Annotated in this window: 14 protein-coding genes and 1 riboswitch; of the genes, 3 read left to right on the forward strand and 11 right to left on the reverse strand. The window is 38.0% G+C overall.

Annotated features, from left to right (window positions below; translation table 11 throughout):
* Nucleotides 1–17: 17 nt before the first annotated feature.
* The 8 genes from glgA to A3IA_RS0105410 form a co-directional block, all read right to left on the reverse strand.
* Nucleotides 18–1445, reverse strand: a complete 1428-nt coding sequence (glgA, locus tag A3IA_RS0105375; RefSeq protein WP_018380298.1) for a glycogen synthase GlgA — start codon at nucleotides 1443–1445, stop codon at nucleotides 18–20.
* Nucleotides 1442–2575 carry a glucose-1-phosphate adenylyltransferase subunit GlgD gene (gene glgD, locus A3IA_RS0105380; RefSeq protein WP_018380299.1) on the reverse strand — a complete coding sequence of 378 codons (1134 nt, stop codon included), beginning with the start codon at nucleotides 2573–2575 and terminating at the stop codon, nucleotides 1442–1444. Before glgD ends, glgA begins: the two co-directional genes overlap by 4 nt.
* On the reverse strand, nucleotides 2565–3704 hold the full coding sequence (locus A3IA_RS0105385; RefSeq protein WP_018380300.1) for a glucose-1-phosphate adenylyltransferase: 1140 nt from the start codon (nucleotides 3702–3704) through the stop codon (nucleotides 2565–2567). The genes glgD and A3IA_RS0105385 overlap by 11 nt, the downstream gene beginning before the upstream one ends.
* Before the next feature lie 81 nt (nucleotides 3705–3785).
* Complete coding sequence (glgB, locus tag A3IA_RS0105390; protein WP_018380301.1) at nucleotides 3786–5663, reverse strand: 1,4-alpha-glucan branching protein GlgB; 1878 nt, start codon at nucleotides 5661–5663, stop codon at nucleotides 3786–3788.
* Between the two features lie 383 nt (nucleotides 5664–6046).
* On the reverse strand, nucleotides 6047–8374 hold the full coding sequence (gene pulA / locus A3IA_RS0105395; RefSeq protein WP_018380302.1) for a type I pullulanase: 2328 nt from the start codon (nucleotides 8372–8374) through the stop codon (nucleotides 6047–6049).
* Nucleotides 8361–9395, reverse strand: a complete 1035-nt coding sequence (locus A3IA_RS0105400) for a diacylglycerol kinase family lipid kinase (RefSeq protein WP_018380303.1) — start codon at nucleotides 9393–9395, stop codon at nucleotides 8361–8363. Before A3IA_RS0105400 ends, pulA begins: the two co-directional genes overlap by 14 nt.
* Before the next feature lie 28 nt (nucleotides 9396–9423).
* Nucleotides 9424–11382 (reverse strand): NAD-dependent DNA ligase LigA, encoded by a 1959-nt coding sequence (gene ligA / locus A3IA_RS0105405; RefSeq protein ID WP_026217570.1) that lies wholly within the window; start codon nucleotides 11380–11382, stop codon nucleotides 9424–9426.
* A gap of 169 nt (nucleotides 11383–11551) precedes the next feature.
* The gene (locus tag A3IA_RS0105410) at nucleotides 11552–12061 is read right to left on the reverse strand and encodes a QueT transporter family protein (RefSeq protein ID WP_018380305.1); all 510 of its coding nucleotides are present in this window, start codon (nucleotides 12059–12061) and stop codon (nucleotides 11552–11554) included.
* A riboswitch (PreQ1 riboswitch) is annotated at nucleotides 12059–12157 on the reverse strand. It overlaps the preceding gene by 3 nt.
* A gap of 133 nt (nucleotides 12158–12290) precedes the next feature.
* On the opposite strand from A3IA_RS0105410, the gene A3IA_RS0105415 reads away from it, so the two are divergent.
* A complete protein-coding gene (locus A3IA_RS0105415) occupies nucleotides 12291–12551 on the forward strand; it encodes a type B 50S ribosomal protein L31 (protein ID WP_018380306.1) in 261 nt (86 codons plus the stop codon).
* Between the two features lie 122 nt (nucleotides 12552–12673).
* Here A3IA_RS0105415 and A3IA_RS0105420 read toward each other — a convergent pair whose 3' ends face one another.
* Entirely contained in the window at nucleotides 12674–13003 is a 330-nt protein-coding gene (locus A3IA_RS0105420; protein WP_018380307.1) for a helix-turn-helix domain-containing protein, read from the reverse strand.
* A gap of 235 nt (nucleotides 13004–13238) precedes the next feature.
* On the opposite strand from A3IA_RS0105420, the gene A3IA_RS12270 reads away from it, so the two are divergent.
* Entirely contained in the window at nucleotides 13239–14429 is a 1191-nt protein-coding gene (locus tag A3IA_RS12270) for a hypothetical protein (protein WP_018380308.1), read from the forward strand.
* Between the two features lie 264 nt (nucleotides 14430–14693).
* Here A3IA_RS12270 and A3IA_RS13020 read toward each other — a convergent pair whose 3' ends face one another.
* On the reverse strand, nucleotides 14694–14801 hold the full coding sequence (locus A3IA_RS13020; RefSeq protein WP_083902722.1) for a putative holin-like toxin: 108 nt from the start codon (nucleotides 14799–14801) through the stop codon (nucleotides 14694–14696).
* A gap of 685 nt (nucleotides 14802–15486) precedes the next feature.
* On the reverse strand, nucleotides 15487–17055 hold the full coding sequence (locus A3IA_RS0105435; RefSeq protein ID WP_018380309.1) for a metal ABC transporter solute-binding protein, Zn/Mn family: 1569 nt from the start codon (nucleotides 17053–17055) through the stop codon (nucleotides 15487–15489).
* A gap of 364 nt (nucleotides 17056–17419) precedes the next feature.
* On the opposite strand from A3IA_RS0105435, the gene A3IA_RS0105440 reads away from it, so the two are divergent.
* Nucleotides 17420–18874, forward strand: coding sequence for an alpha-amylase (locus tag A3IA_RS0105440; protein WP_018380310.1), 1455 nt, complete (start codon nucleotides 17420–17422; stop codon nucleotides 18872–18874).
* Nucleotides 18875–19154 lie beyond the last annotated feature (280 nt).

The following is a 19154-nucleotide window of genomic DNA, read 5'->3' on the forward strand; positions in this document are numbered from 1 at the left end:
ACTTCCTTTTGCGTATTTTAAAGCTGGTGATATAGTGCCTCATAGGCTAGACTGGCTGTGTCCCATGAAAAATCTCGAGACATCGCTTCTTGCTGTATACCTTGCCAAGCTCTTTTATCGTGACGATAGACCTGCAAGGCTCTTTCTATAGTTTTGGTTAACCAATACCCTGTAAACTCACCAAAGCCAAAACCTGTACCTTGACCGGTGAATTCATTGTAGGATTCGACCGTATCCTTCAAACCACCAACCTGACTAACAATTGGCAAAGAGCCATACCGCATAGCCATCATTTGTGATAAACCACAAGGCTCAAAGGCTGATGGCATGAGGAAAAGATCTGACGCGGCATAAATTTCTTGGGCGAGCCCTAGATCAAACATGATATTGGCAGATAACTTATCTGGGTACTGACTTGCAAACCAAGAAAAGGCATTTTCATAAGCTGCATAGCCTGTTCCCAAAAGAACGAGTTGTAAATCATGTTGCAAAATATGTTCTAATTCATTAACAACTAAATCAAAACCTTTTTGATCTGTTAATCGAGAAACAATACCGATAAGTGGCACATCCGCTCTGACGGGAAGTCCTAAGCGTTCTTGTAATGCAGCCTTATTTTGAGCCTTGCCACTTAAGTCATCTTTAGAAAAATGGTAAGGAATAAGTGGGTCTGTTTCAGGATTTAATAAGTCAGCATCAATACCATTTACAATACCTGACAATTTCCCCGATTCCATCCTCATGACTTGGTCTAAGCCTTTGCCAAAAGATGGTGTCTTAATCTCTTCAGCGTATGATGGCGACACTGTGCTAACTCGGTCAGCATACAGAACTGCCACCTTCATCCAGTTTAGACAATTATTCCAGCGTAAGGTACCGTCTTCGTAACGTTCATTTCCTACACCAAACAAATCACCTAGCATTTCTGGTCCAAACTGACCTTGAAATTCAATATTATGAATGGTAAAGACTGTTTTGATAGTTTGGTATGCTTGAATCCAGTGATATTTTTCTTTTAAAAGAAATGGCATCATCGCCGTATGGTAATCGTGAACATGAAGAATATCTGGAATGAAATCAATTTTTTCCATTAATTCCAGAGCGGCTAATTGGAAAAAGGCAAAGCGTTCACCATCATCCCAATAGCCATAAACAGCGCCTCTAAAGAAATAATCTTGATTGTCTATAAAGAAGAAATGAACACCATAACGCTGAATGTACTTTACCCCAGCGTATTGGCGGCGCCATCCGACATTGACGGTAAAGTTAAAGCAGTCTTCTACTTGATCTCCAAATTTATCATCAACGCTATCATAATATGGCAAAACAACAGCAACTTCGTGACCGTGTTTGACAAGAGACTTGGGAAGGGCTCCAATCACGTCTCCCAAACCTCCTGTTTTAGAAAACGGAGCACCTTCTGCTGCTACAAATAAGAGTTTCATTGAATTATATCTCCTGTGATAACTTGTCCTTTCCCAATAACCAATGGTTTTTCGGCTGTCCCTCTAAGCGTTACTCCAGCTGGAACGGTAACATTTTTATCAATAATCGCATACTCAACAACAGCACCTTCTTCAATGGTCACTTTAGGGAAAATCAAGGTGTGGTCTACATGGCTACCTTTGGCGATGTGGCAAGATCTTGAAACAATAGAATGATTGACCTGTCCATAGATTTCTGAACCCGAAGCAAACTGAGAATTATTGATTTCAGATGATTGGTCAAAATAAGTAGATTCTTCATTCTTAACCTTGGTATATACTTTTTGATTTGAATAAAGAAGGGAGTAGAATTTTTGAGGATCCAACATATCCATGTTGGCATCATAATATGACTTGACTGAAGCAATGTTAGCTAAATATCCTGTATATTCAAAGGCTAGCGCATGCTCTGTAACAATTAATTCACGAAGTAAATAACGAATCTTGCGCGGTTCTTCTTTTTGTGCCTCTTCTTCTAATTTTTCAATCAACCAAGGGGTATTCACCACATAAATATCGGCAGACATTGATACTGGTTCTGCTGCATCTTCAATCTTCCGTTTTCCGATGACATTATCTTTTTCATCAATCTCGAGCACCTCATTGGCTGGTGAAAAGAGGGCTTTTGGTAATTTTTTATAAACAACTGTGATATTGCGCTTATTAGCATTGTGCAGATGAATAACCTGCTCCAAGTTAATATTACATAGAATGTCACAAGACATGTACACCGTCTGATCTGATCCTGAACGTTTTAAGTAAGTGAGGATTTGACTGTAATAGTCTTTATCTGTGATAGTTGTTTCTTGATCTGTATTGTAAAATCCTAAGAAATAATGGCTTAAAAGAGTATTTAACCCCCACTCACGACCACTTCGTATATGGTCGAAGACTGACCGAATATTTTGTCCACGAAAAATCCCATAAACGCTACGAATACCTGCATTCGCAAGGCTAGATAACTGAAAGTCAATCAAACGATATTTTCCATCAAACGGAAGATTGGCTAGAGGGCGATTATCTGTCAAACTTTCCATATCATGATAGCCAACCGCATTGCCTAAAATGGCTGTGTATTTATCAATCTTCATTTGGTACCCCCACTACTTCATTGTATCCTACTACTTGCACCTGGTCTGTTCCATCAATGACAACGTCATCTCCGATAGTTGCCCCCTCACCAATGATAGCACGCTTGATAACAGCTCCTTTGCCGATTTTAACACCACTCATGATAAAACTGTCTTGGACATTTGCACCTTCTCGAACCTGCACATTGGTTGATAAAATAGAATGTGATACTTTTCCGTCAACAAAGCAGCCATCAACAACTAATGAATCCTTGACTTCTGCTTTTTCGGAAATAAAGTTAGGTGGTGCAATTTCATTTTTGGAATAGATTTTCCACGAACGATCACGGCTATCGAGTTCGTTATCGACTGGAATATACTCCATGTTGGCTTCCCAAAGGGATTCAATTGTTCCAACATCTTTCCAATATCCCTTGAAGTTATAAGTATAAACACGCTCGCCTGATTCAAGATAGGCTGGGATGACATTTTGACCAAAGTCTGACATATCAACGCCATTTTTCTCTCCATTGACCAACATTTCACGAAGAGCTGCCCAGTTGAAGATGTAGATTCCCATTGATGCTTTTGTTGATTTTGGATGTTCTGGTTTTTCTTCAAATTCAACGATGCGGTCATTCGAATCGGTATTCATAATACCAAAACGACTGGCTTCTTTTAGGGGAACATCAATAACAGCTACTGTCAAGCTCGCCATATTATCCTTATGGGTCTGAAGCATGTCATCATAATCCATCTTATAGATGTGGTCACCAGATAAGATCAAAACGTATTCGGGATTGATACTATCAATATACTCAATGTTTTGGTAGATGGCATGGCTAGTTCCTTGAAACCAACGGTTGCCTTCTGTCGCCGAATAGGGTTGTAGAATGGTTGCACCAGCATCGATGCCATCTAACCCCCATGATGAACCATTTCCAATATGCTGGTTCAATCCTAAGGGTTGATACTGGGTAATTATACCAACTTTTTGAATGCCTGAGTTTGTACAGTTTGATAAAGCAAAATCAATAATGCGATAACGCCCACCAAATTGAACCGCTGGCTTAGCAATACTTTGTGTCAATTTTCCTAGCCGCGTTCCTTGTCCTCCGGCTAAGATGAGAGCTAACATTTCATTTTTCATAAATTTTCCTTCTTTTTATCTTAAACAATTGGCAGCTATTGCTCGGTGTGAGTTCGATGATTGTCCTGAGAATGCTCTAGACTATTTTATGCGTCTTTTGACCTTCCAAATACTTGCTCCAAGTGCTGGGAGTGTGAGACTTATCGTCTGATCATAATCTTTCCACTTCGTTTTCACTGTTTTTTGTGGTGAATTTCCCCTAGTCCATGTTCCGCCATAAATCTCAAGTTCGGTGTTAAGCACTTCCTCATAAACACCTGCAACAGGAACTCCTACTGTGTAATCTCGTCTTTCAACTGGCGTCATATTGAAAATACCTAGAAGAAGCTCACCTTTGTTTGTTTGTCGAGCAAAAGTGAGGACTGTTTCATCCTTGTTGTCTGCATCAATAATATCTATGCCATCGTAGGAATCATCAATCTGCCACAGGGCCCGGTGTTCTTTATAAAAACGATTTAGTTGACTGGTAAAAAATTGCATTTTTTGATTCAGAGGATCTTCGATATTTTGCCATTCTAGTTGTTCATGTGACTTCCATTCTAAGAATTGGCCAAATTCTGAACCCATGAAAAGTAACTTCTTGCCAGGATGGAATATCTGATAGGCATAGAGGTTACGAAGTCCTGCAAATTGATTGTAGCGATCTCCCCACATCTTATGCATCATACTTTTCTTACCATGCACTACCTCATCATGCGAGAATGGCAGGATATAATTTTCCTTAAAACAATACATAAAACTAAAGGTGACTAGGTTAAAATCATTTTTCCGATAAATAGGATCTTCTTCGTAAAATCTAAGAATGTCATTCATCCATCCCATATTCCATTTGTAGTCAAATCCCAAACCACCTTCTTCAACTGGTTTGGTGATAGGAACTTGTGAGGAAGACTCTTCAGCAATCAACATCACTCCTGGATGATAGCTTTTCACAATCTTTGTCATTTTTTGCAAAAAGTTAATCCCTTCAAGATTGCGATTATCTCCGTAAATGTTAGGTGTCCATGGGCCTTCATCAAAATCACGATAGAGCATATTGGTCACAGCATCAACACGGATACCATCAACATGGAAGTGTTCAATCCAGTAGAGAATCGAGGAAATCAAGAAGGACTGTACTTGATTTTTTCCTAAATCAAAATTCAAAGCTCCCCAGCCATAATTATGCGCTCTATGATGCTCCTCATACTCAAAAGTTGGACTACCATCAAAATAAGCGAGTGCATCATCATTTTGCGTAAAGTGCCCTGGTACCCAATCGACGATAACACCGATATTGTTCAAGTGGCATGCTTCAACAAAGTCTTGAAATTCTTCTGGAGTACCATAGGTATGTTCAAAAGCAAAATACCCCATTAACTGATAACCCCAGCTCTCACCCAATGGATGAGCCATTAGGGGTAAGAACTCAACATGGGTGTAGTGCATCTCTACAAGATAGGGAATTAATTCATCCTTTAAGCGTTTAAAAGTGTAACGATTTCCTGATTCATCCGTTTTCCAAGAGCCAGCATGGACTTCATAGATATTAACTGGACGGGATTTAAAACCAAAACGTTTGCGTCGTCCCAACCACAGACTGTCTTTCCATTTTTTAGAGCTTGTTTTTTGAAGAATTGCTCCGGTACTTGGACGTTGCTCTAAATAGCGAGCAAAAGGATCAATCTTTTCAATCAGCTGTCCGCCTCGGCGTTGCACCAAACACTTATAGATTTGTCCTTCTTTAGCATAAGGGCTAAAGCCTTCCCAAACTCCTGATTCGTGTCTCTGTAGCTGTAGCGGAAAATCATACCAGCCTGTAAAATCGCCAATAATCTGAATATTTTCAGCATTTGGTGCCCAAACTCTAAATTGGTACCCCTCTTGACCATGAGAAACTGCCTCATGCGCCCCTAAAAAATCTTGCAGATGATAATCTTCTCCTATACCAAAGGTATAAAGATGTGCATCTCTATCCATAGCATCATCCTTTCTAATAAAAGTTTACAAAAATAAGAATTATCTGTCATTTCTTGATGAAACTATGCAACCACTAGTGCGCCTTGCACGACAGATGTAAGATACTGAACTTGAAACTTGTTAATATAGTCAAATGAATTAACTTTCAGACAAGGAACAGAAAAGACACGGACAGTGCTTGATACTCAATGAAAATCAAAAATAGACTAGGCGACACAGATAGCAGATAGAACTGTCTTCATCAAATCAAGTCAACAACGTCTGCTTTGGATTTTCGAAGAATATGAGTAGGGCAAGTCGAAAGTGACCATCTATCACACTTAATTCAAAAGACTATGCGGTCTCTAAAAGAGTACAAAAATAACCCTTAGTTATTACTAGGGTTATTGGTGTATTTCAAAGACCAAGGCACTTAAGGTTTCAAGTTTAGGGTCTTGATGTTGTAAACGCTTCATATTTGAAAATAGTATATCACATTTTTCGTCTTCTGTCATTGAAATTTTCAAATTTTTTCCACTTGTATTCAAAATAATTCGGTATTTCTGATTACCTTCAACAAGGTAACTGATATACCCTGAAGACGGGACGGCATTTTCAATATAAACATGACGACGAATGTCTTCAAAATTGGTCCATGAAAAGGCCTTATCTGTTGTTTTCAAGTTAATTAATTTCCGAACAAAGGTTATCGTTTCTTTATTGTAAGTCACCAAGTCCCAGTCAATCTGATTGACAGAGTCAGGCGCATTGTATGAATTCATCGCATAATGCAAATCTTGAGAGGTTAGCTCTCCATTTTCGCCAGTCGCCACACGTTTGGTTCTTAAGAACTCCTGACCTAACTGCATGAAGCACATGCCTTGCGACAAGAGATTGATGGTTGTCGCCATTTCAACTCGCTTGGTATGCGTTTTTTCATCGTCGGCTGGATGCAACGTCCACAATAAATCGTTTAAATTGTAATTATCGTGGGCTTCAACATAATTAAGCACTTGATTAGGAGCAAGATAATCAACTAGTTCATCACTACCTAAAATGGATTTTGCGACAATATCTTCCGTCGCTGCTCCTGATACAAAACCGTGATTCAATTCACCGTAGACTTCAGCGCCCTTAACAGCGTCACGTTGGTTATCATTAAAAAATCCAATTCCAGGCATTTTATTGGCGTTGTCTTTTTTAGCCTTATCTTCTGGCATGAGGCCGACTCCCATGTCCCACCCTTCTCCATAAAGGAGAATTCTTGGATCGATTTGATCAACCATTTGACGAATAGCATTCATTGTAGCCACATCATGAATCCCCATCAAGTCAAATCTGAACCCATCAATGTTATACTCTTCAATCCAATAACGAATGGAATCAAGCATGTACTTACGGAACATCTCTTTTTCACTGGCTGTTTCATTGCCAACGCCAGTACCATTTTGGAAGGTACCATCGTGGTTCATTCTATAATAATAATCTGGCACTGTTAATTGAAAGGCTGAATCAACGTTCGAAAAGGTATGATTGTAAACCACATCCATGATGACACCTATTCCTGCATCATGATAGGCTTGTATCAACTGCTTTAGTTCATGAATTCGAGACAAGGGTTCATGTGGATTGCTTGCAAAACTTGCTTCTGGGACATTATAGTTCTCAGGATCATAGCCCCAATTGTAAGCATAATCACCATTTTCATCGAAGGTTTGATGGTGATCAAAAACAGGTTGCAACTGTATATATGACGTGCCTAGTTCCTTGATATAGTCAAAGCCAGTTTTATCTCCAAAACGGTTGCTTGTCCCAGTTTCAATCGCCCCTAAATATTTTCCACGATTCTCTTCTCGAACACCTGACGATGGTGACTTTGAAAAGTCGCGAATGTGCATTTCTGTAATGACTATCTGATTAGGATTTTCAACTCTCCACTTGGCTTCTTGACCGTGTTTGACACTAAAACCTTGAGGTGACATTAATTCAGGGGCAATAATGATAGAACGACGACCATTAGCAGTTGTTGCGGTTGAGTAAGGGTCTCTCGTATCTGAAAATGTTCGTCTACGGTAGTAAACCCGATAAGTATAGGCACGATAATTTAAGTCTTCGCTTATTGTCAACGCCCATACCCCGTGGGTATTTTCTTGATGATTTTCAGGGTTCTTAATCTCCCCACGTTTCATGGGAATAACGCGATCAACACTGGCATTTTCGGCTGTCGAATGGTATAAAATCACTTCTACCCTTTCTGCGGTAGGAGCCCAGAGGCGAAAAGCCGTTTCTTCCTTAGTGTATTTGGTTCCAAGCCACCCATCAAAACCCCATTTTTTATCAAAGGCTGTAGCATTGATAGCCATATCAAAGCCTCGAGGTCGTCTACGACCATAGGATGAACTAGCGACAGCCGCTTGACGAGAATAGTAAAGGGTGTCATCACCATCCACAATCCAAACTTCTGTTTTTGGGGCGCCTTCTGCTTTATTAACACGATATTCTTTTGTCTTGTAGGTCCAGTTTTGATTTTTAATCATGACGTAGACATGGCTTAGGTAATGCATGGCATCAAAATCCAAAACGGCTACCGCACCAAAACTGTCATATCGTAAAAATCTATCATCTTGTCCCCACTCGTTATCAAGCCATTTCCATAGGCTCAAATCAAAGTAATTTCCCTGACGCCTGTGATAATGAACAATCACAGTATTCTTTGTTTTATAAGTCTTCATCAATTCCTTCCTGTTCCTCAAAATCTTCAACTTCATGGGCAAATTTCTGAGCAATAGCTTCCAAGGCTAAATCTTCTGTTTCAAGCACCATAGCATCTTCAGAAATTTCATCAGTATTGGCAAAGAATGTGATATGATTCTTTAAATTTTTTAAAGTAATTGGTGCATCGCCACCGTATTCACCATCAAGGTTAATCATCATGCGGTTTTTACTTTGTGGTTCAATCTTGATTTCATTGGTTTTGATATATTCAATCAAGGGATGATTGATATGTTTACCACCTTGTAAAACTAAACGAATTAGGTGAACAATTTCAAAAAGGTTAGCCGTCTTAACCACAATCAAGGTAAACTTGCCATCATCCAATTTGGCATCTGGAGCAATGGTCTCAAAGCCACCAACTGAGTTGGTGATGGCGGCGAAAATCATAGAGGCTTGCCCTTCAAAGACACCGCTATCGTGTGTAATCTTAACTGGTCTATTTCGAACGCGCGGCAAGAGCTCAACCCCTTTAGACAAGTAAGCCAAGTAGCCAAACATGGTTTTCAGCTGGCTTGGCACACTATAGGTCAATTCGGTCAAGGTTCCTGCAGCTGCAATGTTAATAAAGTATTTATCTTCTTTTGCTAAGCCAATATCCATGTTGAGGGTTTGATTTTTTCCTATTAATTTGGCAGCTTCAACAGGGTTCCCACGTGGAATTTTAAGGGCACGCGCAAAGTCGTTGGTTGTCCCTGTCGGAATAATCGCCATTTTAGGACGTTTTTTTAAAGGGGCAATCCCAGAAACGACCTCATTAATGGTACCATCGCCACCTGCGGCAATCACCAAATCAAAACCTGCTTGGGCAGCCCGATTGGCTTCATCACGTGCTGAATTTGGCGCTGCTGTTGTTCTAAAAGCTGAGGTTTCATAACCAAAACCTTCCAGAATATCTAAAACTTTAGCCACATTTTTCTTCATAATTTCTTGCCCCGATGTGGGATTATAGATCAAACGAGCCCGCTTTTGCTTTGTCATACTTTCTCCTATTTGCTTACTCTCAATCTCATAAGTCGCTTAGCCACTTTTCAGATTCAACACGAATCCCTAGTGCTTGCGCTTTTTCTAACTTGCTCCCTGCATCGGTTCCTGCTACAACCAAATCAGTCTTTTTAGACACAGAACCTGTGACCTTAGCTCCTAAGGCTTCTAGCTTCTCTTTTGCCTGAGTACGGGTTAATTCTTCTAATTTTCCGGTTAAAACGACAGTCATACCTGATAACTTGGCATCTTTTGAAACTTTTTTCCCCAGATAGGTCATGTTGACGCCTGCTTCTTCTAATTCTTCTAGGAGAAGTCTTGCTTCTTCTTGGGCAAAATAACTGTGCACTGATTCTGCAATGACAGTGCCTAGCCCATCAATAGCAGCGATTGCTTCTTCTTGGGCTTTTACGAGGTTGGGAATGCTTTCAAATTCTTCTAACATCAGACGGCTAGCTTTAGCGCCGACGTGACGAATACCTAATCCAAAGAGTAATTTGTCAGCAGAATTGCCTTTTGACCTTTGAATCGCTTGATAGAGTTTTTCTGCCGATTTTTCCTTGATATTTGGTAACGTTAACAAATCATCAACTGACAGTTGGTAAATATCTGCGACATCTTTAACCAACTTCGCTGAATACATTTTTTCAACAACTGATGGGCCCAAGCCGGCAATATTCATAGCATTTCGACTGGCAAAATGTTCTAGACTACGCTGAATAAGGTTTGGACAGAGTGGATTGATACACCGCAAAGCAACCTCGTCTTTGAGATGGACAAGCTCACTAGCGCAAGATGGACAAGCTGTCGGAACAACTAATGGCTCCTGGTCGGTTCGTTTGTCCATGTTGACTCGCAGTACAGCTGGGATGATGTCCCCTGCCTTGTAAACAATGACAGAATCACCAAGACGAATGTCTTTTTCAGCAATATAATCTACGTTATGTAAGGTGGCACGACTAACAGTCGTTCCTGCTAGCTGGACAGGAGTTAGGTTGGCAGTTGGTGTGACAACCCCTGTACGTCCAACAGTCCAGTCTACAGAAAGAAGTTCTGCTTCTTTTTCCTCAGCAGGAAACTTGTAGGCGATAGCCCATTTAGGCGCTTTAACGGTAAAACCTAATTCCTCTTGAATATGTAAATCATTAACTTTGATAACAATCCCATCAATATCATACGGGAGTTGTTCTCGGTGTTCTTGAATGCTCTGGATAAAGTCCCAAATCTCATCCATAGAAGGAGTAATGAGACGTTCTTGATTGACCGAAAAGCCAAGTGCTGACAAATAGCTTAGCACGTCTTCTTGGTTATCTTGCTGACTTGGACTGGCCTCTTGATAAAGAAATGTCGCTAAATTGCGTTTTGAAACAATGCTAGTATCTAACTGGCGCAGGGTCCCAGCTGCTGCATTTCTTGGATTAGCAAACTCTGTTTCCCCGTTTTCTTGACGTTCAAGATTAATGGCAGCAAAAGAAGCTCTTGGCAGATAGGCTTCTCCTCTCACTGTGATGTCAATATTTTTCTCAAGTTTTAGGGGAATATCTTTAATGCGTTTAAGATTTTCAGTGATGTTTTCACCAATATAGCCATCACCACGGGTAGCCCCAGTGACCAAGTTGCCATTTTGATAGGTCAAAGAAATCGACAAGCCATCAATTTTTAACTCTGCGACATAGCTTGCCTTGGGGAATTCAGCCTTGATGCGAGCATCAAAAAGGTCTAACTCTTCTCTTGAAAAGGCATCTTGTAAGCTGTAGAGTTGATAGACGTGTTGGTATTTTTCAAAACCAGAGAGAACCACTCCTCCGACTCGGTAAGTGGGGCTATTTTCTTGAGTCAATTCTGGGTATTTCTTCTCTAGTTCAACCAGTTCTCGATAGCGTTTGTCGTATTCGGCATCAGAGATGGATGGATTGTCTAGGGTGTAATATTCTTTAGCATATTGATTGAGTTCTGCAACCAATTCTTTCATACGATTTTCCATACTTTTATTTTAGCATATTTACTTAGTTTTTATAAAATTAGATTCATGAAAAATGGCAAAATAGGAAAGTAGTTTTACCACTTCTTACAGAGTAGAACAGATGGAGGACTGTGCCAAGTCAGCACAGCAAAAAAGCCTAGAACAGTTGCCCTAGACTTATGAAACACGACTATTTTGTAAAATCAATTCGTTTTGACAGGTTCTTGATAATCAATGACCCAACCAAGAGAGAAACCAACTCTCCAATACCTGATGTAAACCAGGTTAAAAAGAATGGTGCCTGTGCCACAACCTTCAACTCAAGTGCTACAGTAAACATAGATGCAGCAAAGAAGAATGAAAAGTAGAAAAAGGCTTTGTCAAATAGACCATTAAAGAGGGTTTGATTGTGGAATTTCTTAAAGAGTAAGACTCCTAAGGAAACAAAAACCAGTGTTGATCCACCACCAACGACCACGTCAATCATACCAAAGCTGTAAAAGTTAGAAATCATACAACCAAGTGTCACTGCTATGATGTACTTTGGATGGTAAAAAGCCAAAAAGTTAAACATTTCAGAGACGCGGAACTGATAGGCTCCGTAGGAAATGGCATTGAGGGGTGGGGTAATCGTTAAAACAACGTAGAGTGCTGCAACTAGTGCGATTTGTACGTAGTCACGAACAGTAAGATTTTTCATATTTTCTCCTTTAGCGGTTCAACCGTTTGTAATATGCTTGGTGAAAGGGAAGTAAGCACCAAGGGTTGTTTGAAACAACATTCCTAGTGTATCATAGAAGCAGCGAAAAAGATAGGAAATTTCTAAGAAAAAAGCATAAAAACCTTGTCAATTATCATAAGTTTTGTTAGAATGAAATGGTTAATAACTATGGCAAGAAAATTGCTATGGCAGAAAGGAAACATTAACAATGAAAAAAGATATCCATCCTAATTACCGTCCAGTTGTTTTCTTAGATACAACTACTGGCTACCAATTCGTTAGCGGTTCTACAAAAGAAACTAGCGAAACTGTTGAATTTGAAGGTGCAACATACCCACTTATCCGTGTTGAAATCTCTTCTGATTCACACCCATTCTACACAGGACGCCAAAAATTCACACAAGCCGATGGCCGTGTGGACCGTTTCAACAAAAAATACGGTCTCAAAGACGCAAACGCTGCGAAATAATAGTGTCGTTAATATTAAGTCACGTTTACTAAGTAGACGTGACTATTTTTTGTTGATTGCCACTCATTAACTACTCATAAACAGTAAAATATCACTTGCTAGTCAATAGCAAGTGATATTTTTCATTCTTCTAGTAATTCAATAATTGCCTTTATTTTTTTACTTTGCTTATCTTGTGGCAAATGAGCTAATCTATTAATAAGTATTTCTATATCATTTTTATTTGTTTGAATATTAAAATTAAAAAATTCACTATATGTTATATCTAGACACTTCAAGATACTTTCCAACGTTTCAAAACGTGGTGACATCCTATAATTTTCTAATTTATTTATATACTTGACATCAAGTCCAGCCATTTCAGATAAAGCTTCTTGACTAATTCTTTTTTCTTTTCTAATAACTTTTACTCTATCGGCAACAAACCGAGATAATGGATATTCTTTATTCATAGTTTCCTCTTAGACAAAGAATATCATTTAAAAATAAATAAAAATATGTTATTTTAAAGAACTTTTTAATAAATAGTGACATTAAAAGTAACTTTTTTGTTATAATAGTGTCTAACAATATATTATAAAAAATACTTCCCAAAGTATAAATCGAATATGATTTGATAAACTTCTATTCGATTTAATTTATAATATGTTGATTTTTATTTTATTAACTATTTTAGGAGAAAATGTTATGAAGAAAGAAGATTGGATAGAGTATTATGAGACAGTTCATGGAAAATCACCTAACGAAGACCAAATAAGGGAAGCCCAAAATTTAGGTGAATTCATCGATGAAAATGAAACTACCACCAATACAAGCTCTTTGAAAACAGTAAATCATATTCAACAAATAAAAGGTGGTGTTATTCGAAATGATAACTTCAATGATATAGTTAACTCAATAGGCACAGATAAATATAGGATTCCTAAAACTATCTGGTCAATTATTAAAAAAAGTTTTTCTGCTTTTTGGGCTTTTATGATCAAGCCTAACAAGAAAAATAAAATTAGTATCTGGAAATTTTTATTATTAGGTTTCATCTTTCTTGGACTATTTGATACTATAACTTCTTATATTAATAAACCAGTTGTGGATAACTCCAATGAGAAAACTGTAGCTTTTTCATCAAATGGTGAGTATATTGAAAATGAAGACATTGAATCTGGTAACTATTATATGGCATTAACCAAATTTTCTGGTGATGCTGATAGCCATGTAAGTGTGGAAATTAGTCATAAAAATAAACAGTTATATTGGGAATTATTAGATGAAGTAGGAACATTTTATAAAGTTTCCATTCCAAAGGATGCTACCATTGAGCTAGATGGTTATAACAATGATTATGAAGTAACATTATTTACAAAAAATGATTATGAAAAAGTAAAAGATAACTATGTATCAATGAGTAGCAGTTCAAGCTCTACCGTTGAAGAAAGTTCTACAACTGAATCAAGCTCAGAAACTGATACTAGTTCTACAACTGAATCAAGCTCAACTAGCAGTTCAAGTGAACTAAAAACTTCAACTACTACTTCTACAACAGACAATTCTAAAACCGAATCTTTTGATACAACTAGCTACTATAATGCTATCCAAGAGCATCTTGATAAAATAAGTGAAGAAGTAGGCTCAACAGAAATCACTTTTACTCCTAGAGATGTAGAACCAAATGTAAATATTAATCTCAGTAGTCTTGTTGCAAGTTTTTCTACCACAGAGATAAAAACTCTGGTAACAACATTAAACGAACAATTAGTTGTAGTTGCTCATGAACACGGGTTATCAAATCCAGCATTTTTCTATAATATTGAAGGAATGGAAATTGGAAAGAATAGATATATTTTAAATCCAAATGAAGTTAAATTTAAAAACTTGGATTGATAATATCTATGATTATTTGCGTGAATTAGATTAGATAATTTGCACGTACTATTAAGCATTTGCTGTAACTTATATAGGCTATATACTAGCAATGTTTTTAATGACCAAGATTAGTAATACTTGAAAAAAAAAAATCCTTAGATTATAATAGGAGTAAATAGAAAGGAGTTAGCCACTACACTAACTCCTAGCATAAATCCGTTTAAGACGGTAGCTAAGTTAATAGTTAAGAAATAACCGTCAACCAGCTAAAGTTTGAGACGGTTATTTCTTTTTGTTGTTAAGCAAAATGAAAGCAATTACTAAAGTCAATAGAGCTATGATAAAACTACCAAAGTTCAACATTAACTGTAAAGCTTCTGCTACAGACAAAAGGGCTACTCCTTTCTATCAAGATTTTAGTACTTACTTCCATAAGCACCACCACCTTTCAATCGGTCGTAGCTACCGTCATAACTTATTTACTGTTTGATTATACCACAGCTATTTAAACTGAGTAAATGAAATTCTTTTATATACCGACAAGACTTATATTTTTGATTGCCAAATTGATTGCCATTGAGTCAAATTGATGATTGTTGATGACAAACATTTAACAGTGAATTTAGCTATAGAGCAACGATTGATATTTGATGAAAATTGACAATATACGAACGGATAATAAATACGGTCTCAAAGACGCAAACGCTGCGAAATAATCATAGTTTTGCAACAACCACTTTCGCTTTATGGAAGTGGTTTTTTTACTGTTTAAAATACCGGCAAAAAGGCCACGATAAAGGCACGAGAGATTTTTATAGTCTTTCAAATTAACTGTGATACATGGTAACTTTCGACTTGCCCTACTCATCTCAATGAAAATCAAAAACAGACTAGGTAACGTTGTTGCAGATAGAACTAAAGTTCATCACATCAAGTCAACAAGGTCTGCTTTTGATTTTCGAAGAATATTATAGCCTGACATCAGCCATTTTTATCATCAATCACTGGCATGACAAAAAAGCAGATTGTTGGGGAACAATCTGCTTTTTTAAAGTTTTTCCAGAGATACTTAACCTTAGTGTGCTAACATTGCTTGTGCTACTTCATGACCTGATAAGTCACTTGGGTAGTATGTTGGCCAATGCTCAAGCTCTTTAAGAAGAGCGTCTTGGCTTTCTCCACCAAAGTAGATATGGAAATGTTCAGCTTTATTTGGGCGAATATCGTGGTCAGAGAATTGAACATATTTGAATTGTCCAGCATCCTTGTCGTCTGTTTCAAACAGGAAACGAACGCCACGGTTACCTTTTTCGTAGTTCAATGTTTTACAACCAGCGTATTTGTAGGTGTACTTGTGTGACTTACCATTTTGAACAAATGACATCGTCATTTTCTTACCATCAATATTGATTTGTTCAACATCTGTTTTGTATCCAGTTGTGTAGTAGTCTTTGTATTCAGCTGCTGACATTTCTGGATTTTTCTTAGCCTTGTAATCAAAGACTTGGTCTAAAGTACCATCTTGAAGCAATGGGTAAACAGATTGCCATTTACCTGTCCAGTCTGATAATTTACGGTCTTTGATTTGACTATCTTTGAAGTAACCATTATAAACCGTTTTTTCAACGCCTTTTTCTGGTTCAATTTCTTTACCAGCTTTGTCCGTTGTTTTTCGAAGCGCCTTAAGGTTTTTTTCCATAACGGTGATGTAGTTCTCACCTTTTTTCATTTGTTTAGTGGTTAAACCTTCAAGTGGGTTTAAGACAGCTGTCTTAACACCTGCTTCGCTAGCCAGCGTTTTTGATACTTTTGATGAAGCATTTTCTTCAAAGTAAATGTAATTAATATCGTATTTTTTGACGTATTTTGATAATTGTCCAAGACGTTTAGCTGATGGTTCTGCTTCAGCAGATACACCAGTGATTGGCACTTGGTTTAATCCATAGTCAAGGGCAAGGTAACCAAAGGCAGCGTGTTGTGTCACAAAGCTCTTTTGTTTAGCATTTTTCAAAGCTTCATCGTATTTCTTATCAAGATCTGATAATTTTTTATTGTAAGCTTCGGCATTTTTCTTGAAAGCATCTGCTTTTTCTGGGAATTTTTTAGACAAATCATTAGCAATGTTAGTAACAAGAACTTGTGAACGTTCTGGTGACAACCATACGTGCGGATCAAATTCATGACTGTGACCTTCTTCATCATGGTCATGCTCATGTTTTTCACCGTGTTCATGATCGTGCTCTTCTTCCTCATGCTCGTCTTCGTGGTCATGTCCACCACCACCCATTAAAAGCATATCTCCAGTGGCTTTGATGAAGTTATCCCCTTTATTGTCAAGAGATTTCTTAACTTTTGGTACCCATGTTTCCATGTTATCATCATCATAAACAAAGGCGTCAGCCTTTTGCAGTCTGGCAATATCTTTCGTAGATGGTTCAAAGTCGTGTGCTTCTGTTCCTGCTTTAATCAAAAGACTCACGTTACCTTCGTCACCAACAACTTGCTTGGTGAATTCATACATTGGATAAAAGGAAGCAATAACTTCAATATCCTTATTTGCTGCTTGGGCTGGTTGGCTCTGAGCAGCAAGGCCTAGTGAAAATAAACTAACAAAACCCATTGAGAGGATTGATTTCTTTTTCATTGTTTACTCCTTATTCTTAACTGGTTTAGTTTTTTTGTATTACCGGTTAAGTATATCATTTCTATGCTAAATGTCAATCAAAACATTTGGCTGAAAATTTTTAAAGTGAAATCCCATAAAAACTATTCAATCTTATAATAACTACCCCACTTACCTAACATCATTGAATTCCATAAAAAAGCTTTGCTTATAATGAATATCGAACTATCAAAAAATTTCGCTTATCCTGCCTTCATAAACTATTTTAACGCCTTCAAGGTCTTATGTTCTTCACAAAAATGCGTTACAATTTACGCAATCGGTTGCATAAACTCAAAAAATAAGCTAAACTATTACCTATCATCATAAAGGAGAGGTAAATGTCATGCCTAATCAAACCATAATGCAATATTTTGAATGGTACTTGCCTAACGACGGTAACCACTGGAAGCGTCTCGCAAACGATGCTAAACATTTGGCTAGTAAGGGGATTAGTAAAGTTTGGATGCCCCCTGCTTTTAAAGCAACCAATGCCAATGATGTCGGTTATGGCATTTATGATCTTTTTGACTTGGGCGAATTTGATCAAAAAGGAACCGTGCGCACTAAATACGGTGATAAACATGACTATTTAGAAGCTATTAAGTGCCTTAAAGATAATGGCATTGAGCCTATTGCAGATATTGTTTTAAATCATAAAGCCGCTGCTGATCGAATTGAGAGTTTTGAAGTTATTGAAGTGGATGCTAATGACCGCAATCGTTCCTTGTCAGAACCTTTTGTTATCAAGGGATGGACACACTTTAATTTTGAAGGTCGAAAGAAAACTTATAACGATTTTGAGTGGCACTGGTACCATTTTACAGGGACAGACTACGATGCCAAAACCAGAAAATCAGGGGTCTATTTAATCCAAGGCGATAATAAAGGTTGGGCTAATGAAAACTTGGTGGATAGCGAAAATGGTAACTATGACTATTTGATGTATGCGGATTTGGATTTTAAACATCCAGAGGTTATCCAAAATCTCTACGATTGGGCTGAATGGTTTATTGAAACAACAGGTATTCGAGGATTTCGACTAGATGCTATTAAGCACATCGACTCTTTTTTCATCGCGAATTTTATCCGAGATATTCGTGAAAAACAAGGGAAAGACTTTTATGTCTTTGGAGAATTTTGGAACCCTGATGAAACAGCCAATACTGATTACTTAGAGAGTGTCGGTTATCAATTTGACCTCGTTGATGTTCGTTTACATCAAAATTTCTACGACGCCAGTCACCATAAAGACTTTGATTTGCGACTAATTTTTGAAGGCACTTTGGTTAAAAATCATCCGACAAAGGCTGTGACTTTTGTTGATAATCATGACACACAAAGAGGGCAGGCCCTAGAGTCAACTGTAAAAGAGTGGTTCAAACCAGCAGCCTACGCCTTGATTTTACTTAGAGAGGCTGGGCTTCCGTGTGTCTTTTACGGCGATTACTACGGTATCAAGGAAGGTTATCCTCAGCAAGCCTTTACAGAAGTCATTGACCTTTTGTTGCAACTTCGACAAGATTATGCATATGGCAAGCAAGTTGACTATTTCGATGACAGCGACTGCATTGGCTGGGTGAGACTGGGGGATGAAGAACATGCCAATCCATTGGCAGTACTCGTGACAAACGGTACTGAAAAAGAAAAAAGGATGTTTGTCGGACAAGGATGGGCAAATCACCACTTTTACAATGCCTTAAACAGGCAGGAAGCGCCAATTACCATTGACGAGGAAGGTTGGGGGATTTTTACAGTAGCAGCTGAGTCCATTAGTGCTTGGATACCAGGTGAGGTCTAGTCAGTTTTTAATCAACTGTAAAAGACTTGCGACAAGCATATGGCGATAGCATTTCCGAAGAAGCCAACCTTTTCTACAAGTTTCTCGTTTGAAGAGGGCTTTCTTTGTAAAAAAATCAGACGCTATCATGTATAAGATTCGAAAAAGAGAATGAAACAAAAGTCGCTAAGTTAAGCACTTGAGTTGGGCTAGTTATCTCCATTCAGCTAAGTAAAATGATAAAAGCTGTTGTAGGAGAGTCAAAGCCCACTCAACTGGTGTATTTTAGGCTTAATAAAAA

Origin of the sequence: Streptococcus thoraltensis DSM 12221 (genome assembly GCF_000380145.1) — a bacterium.
GTDB lineage: Bacteria > Bacillota > Bacilli > Lactobacillales > Streptococcaceae > Streptococcus > Streptococcus thoraltensis.

Bases quoted from the DNA above. Each gene is read 5' to 3' on its own strand.
- glgA (WP_018380298.1), bottom strand. From the start codon at position 1,445: ATGAAACTCTTATTTGTAGCAGCAGAAGGTGCTCCGTTTTCTAAAACA.
- glgD (WP_018380299.1), bottom strand. From the start codon at position 2,575: ATGAAGATTGATAAATACACAGCCATTTTAGGCAATGCGGTTGGCTAT.
- A3IA_RS0105385 (WP_018380300.1), bottom strand. From the start codon at position 3,704: ATGAAAAATGAAATGTTAGCTCTCATCTTAGCCGGAGGACAAGGAACG.
- glgB (WP_018380301.1), bottom strand. From the start codon at position 5,663: ATGGATAGAGATGCACATCTTTATACCTTTGGTATAGGAGAAGATTAT.
- pulA (WP_018380302.1), bottom strand. From the start codon at position 8,374: ATGAAGACTTATAAAACAAAGAATACTGTGATTGTTCATTATCACAGG.
- A3IA_RS0105400 (WP_018380303.1), bottom strand. From the start codon at position 9,395: ATGACAAAGCAAAAGCGGGCTCGTTTGATCTATAATCCCACATCGGGG.
- ligA (WP_026217570.1), bottom strand. From the start codon at position 11,382: ATGGAAAATCGTATGAAAGAATTGGTTGCAGAACTCAATCAATATGCT.
- A3IA_RS0105410 (WP_018380305.1), bottom strand. From the start codon at position 12,061: ATGAAAAATCTTACTGTTCGTGACTACGTACAAATCGCACTAGTTGCA.
- A3IA_RS0105415 (WP_018380306.1), top strand. From the start codon at position 12,291: ATGAAAAAAGATATCCATCCTAATTACCGTCCAGTTGTTTTCTTAGAT.
- A3IA_RS0105420 (WP_018380307.1), bottom strand. From the start codon at position 13,003: ATGAATAAAGAATATCCATTATCTCGGTTTGTTGCCGATAGAGTAAAA.
- A3IA_RS12270 (WP_018380308.1), top strand. From the start codon at position 13,239: ATGAAGAAAGAAGATTGGATAGAGTATTATGAGACAGTTCATGGAAAA.
- A3IA_RS0105435 (WP_018380309.1), bottom strand. From the start codon at position 17,055: ATGAAAAAGAAATCAATCCTCTCAATGGGTTTTGTTAGTTTATTTTCA.
- A3IA_RS0105440 (WP_018380310.1), top strand. From the start codon at position 17,420: ATGCCTAATCAAACCATAATGCAATATTTTGAATGGTACTTGCCTAAC.